The following is a 2,672-nucleotide window of genomic DNA, read 5'->3' on the forward strand; positions in this document are numbered from 1 at the left end:
AAGGCCGCACCCTCGGCAGTGCCCTGCACTTCGACGAAGTGGCCGGCGCCGGTCATCACGACGTTCATGTCGGTATCGCAGGCGGAGTCTTCGGTGTATTCGAGGTCGAGCAGCGGCGTACCGGCGACGATGCCGACCGAAATGGCCGCGACATGGCCCTTGATGGGCGACGCGGGGATCGTGCCGGCGGCCAGCAGCTTGTTGACGGCGTCCTGCGCGGCGACGAAGGCGCCGGTGATGGCCGCCGTGCGKGTGCCGCCATCGGCCTGCAGCACGTCGCAGTCGAGGTGGATGGTGCGCTCGCCCAGCGCAGCCAGGTCGAACACGGCGCGCATCGAGCGGCCGATGAGGCGCTGGATTTCCTGCGTGCGCCCGCTCTGCTTGCCGCGGGCGGCTTCGCGGTCGCTGCGCGTGTGGGTGGCGCGCGGCAGCATGCCGTATTCGGCCGTGACCCAGCCTTCACCGCTGCCACGCTTGTGCGGCGGCACGCGCTCTTCGACCGAGGCGGTGCACAGCACGCGCGTCTGGCCGAATTCGATGAGCACCGAACCCTCGGCGTGGATGGTGAAACCGCGGGTGATGCGCACCGGGCGCAGCTGGTCGGCGGCACGGCCGCCGCTTCGTGTGAAAGCAGTCATTTTTGTGAGAGGTATGTGGAACAAAAAGCGCAGACGGCCCGCAAGCCGGAGCAGCCGGGCGATCAGGTCTTCTTGGCTGCCGAACGGCGAATGGCTTCGTTGATTTCGGCAATCGAACGCTCGATGGCGTCTTCGTCGAGGTCGTCGAGCGCGTCGAGTTCGCCGTCAGCGGGCATGCCGGCCTGGATGGTGGAAGCAAAGACGCCGTCGTCGATGGTCTCGGTGGAAACGCCGCGGTCTTCGCCCGTCGAATCGGGCATTTCCCATTCGAGGGCGATGAGCGTGACGTTGTCGCTGTGCGCGCCGCCCTTGCGCAGCGCCATTTCGGCCAGGTCGGGCGCGGCGTCGGACACCGGCTTGTCGGAGGACAGCGTGTGCACGATGACGGCGTCGTCGAGCACGCCCCAGACGCCGTCGGAGCACAGCATGATGCGGTCGCCGCGCTGCAGCTGCAGCGGGGCCGAAATGTCGAACAGCGGCGTGGTCGGCGAGCCCAGGCAGGTGAGCAGCAGGTTGCGGTTGACCGGCATGTCCGCGCCATGCGGACGCGGGCGCTCGGCATGCGAATGGTCGCGCGTGCGGGTCAGCAGGCGGCCGTCGCGCACCACGTAGAGGCGCGAGTCGCCGCAGTGCATCCAGGTGGCCGTGGTGCCCTGGAGCAGCGCCGCGACGACGGTGGTGCGCGGCGTGTCGAGCATGGCCTTGTGGCTCGCGTAGCGCATGATCTGCTGGTGCGCCGCCATGGCCGATTCGGCCAGGAAGGCCTTGACATCCTTGACGGTGGGGCGCGCTTCGCGCTGGTAGAGGGCCGCGATGGTCTGCAGCGCCAGCTGGGCCGCAACCTCGCCTTCGGGGTGGCCGCCCATGCCGTCGGCCAGCACGAAAAGGCCCGACTCCCGCGTGTAGCAGTAGCCCATGCGGTCTTCGTTCTTGAGACGGCCGCCCTTGCGGCTGACCTGGAATACCGAGAATTTCATGCCGGGCGCGTGGTAGGTGCCGCCGCCCTGGGCAGGGCCTTCTTGTCGAAGGAGCGGATGTTGTCGAATGAAAGCCGCACCTTTTCGCCGACGGTGAGCTTGGTGTAGCGGCGCTCGCCTTCGCGGCTGAGCTCCTTTTGCAGCGCAAAGACCGACTGCGGACGCGAGAGCGGATCGAGCGACATGCACCATTCGACCACCTCGATGAGGTTGTCGGAGTACACGCCGCGCAGGCGCGACAGCGACAGGCTGAGCCGGTCTTTCTCGATGCGGCGCGGGGCGTCGTTGGGCGGATAGCCCTGCATGCAGGCGTAGATGCAGGCGCCGATGGCGTAGATGTCGGTCCAGGGACCCATCGACGAGTCGCGCCGGTACATCTCGGGCGCGGCAAAGCCGGGGGTGTACATGGGGCGGATGAAGATGCCCTCCTTGCTGAGCACCTCGCGCGCGGCGCCGAAGTCGATCAGCACCGCCCGGTCGTCGTCGGTGACGAAGATGTTGGCGGGCTTGATGTCCAGGTGCAGCATCTTGTACTGGTGCACGATGCGAAGGCCGCGCAGGATCTCGTCGAACAGCGACCGGATGGTCGATTCGCGGAAGACCTTGGGCCTTTTCAGGTCGCGCGCGGTCACCACGAAGTCCTGCAGGGTGGCGCCCTCCAGGTAGTTCATGACCATGTAGACGGTTTCGTTCTCGCGAAAGAAGTTGAGAACGCTGACCACCGAGGCGTGCGAAATCTGCGCGAGCGAGCGCCCTTCCTCGAAAAAGCTCTTGAGGCCGAGCCGGTAGAGCGAGAGCTTTTCGGGCGCCACTTCGGGCGTCAGCTCGCCCGGCCCGCGCGTGGCGAGCGAAGATGGCAGGTATTCCTTGATGGCAACCTGCTGTCCGCTGGGGTCTATGGCGAGGTAGACAACRCCAAAACCGCCTGCGGAAAGCCGGCGAACGATGCGGTAACCGCCAATGACCGTATCGGGCAGCAGGGGCGAAGGCTTGACCTTTGACATAATCCGGGAGTTTCGCCCGAAGGCGATGGTGCGGCAAGCGAACGCCATGCCGA

3 protein-coding genes are annotated in these 2,672 nt (G+C 66.7%); all 3 read right to left on the reverse strand.

What is annotated here, in order from left to right; translation table 11 throughout:
• On the reverse strand, window positions 1–638 hold a 638-nt coding region (gene rph, locus AC1DOC_RS28485), incomplete at its 3' end, for a ribonuclease PH (protein ID WP_478131003.1).
• A 62-nt stretch (window positions 639–700) separates the two neighbouring features.
• The gene (locus AC1DOC_RS28490; RefSeq protein ID WP_015867096.1) at window positions 701–1,615 is read right to left on the reverse strand and encodes a PP2C family protein-serine/threonine phosphatase; all 915 of its coding nucleotides are present in this window, start codon (window positions 1,613–1,615) and stop codon (window positions 701–703) included.
• The gene (locus tag AC1DOC_RS28495) at window positions 1,612–2,619 is read right to left on the reverse strand and encodes a serine/threonine protein kinase (RefSeq protein WP_015867097.1); all 1,008 of its coding nucleotides are present in this window, start codon (window positions 2,617–2,619) and stop codon (window positions 1,612–1,614) included. Before AC1DOC_RS28495 ends, AC1DOC_RS28490 begins: the two co-directional genes overlap by 4 nt.
• Between the last annotated feature and the right edge of the window lie 53 nt (window positions 2,620–2,672).

This window comes from Variovorax sp. 01T439_2 (assembly GCF_056398445.1).

Bases quoted from the DNA above. Each gene is read 5' to 3' on its own strand.
- AC1DOC_RS28490 (WP_015867096.1), bottom strand. From the start codon at position 1,615: ATGAAATTCTCGGTATTCCAGGTCAGCCGCAAGGGCGGCCGTCTCAAG.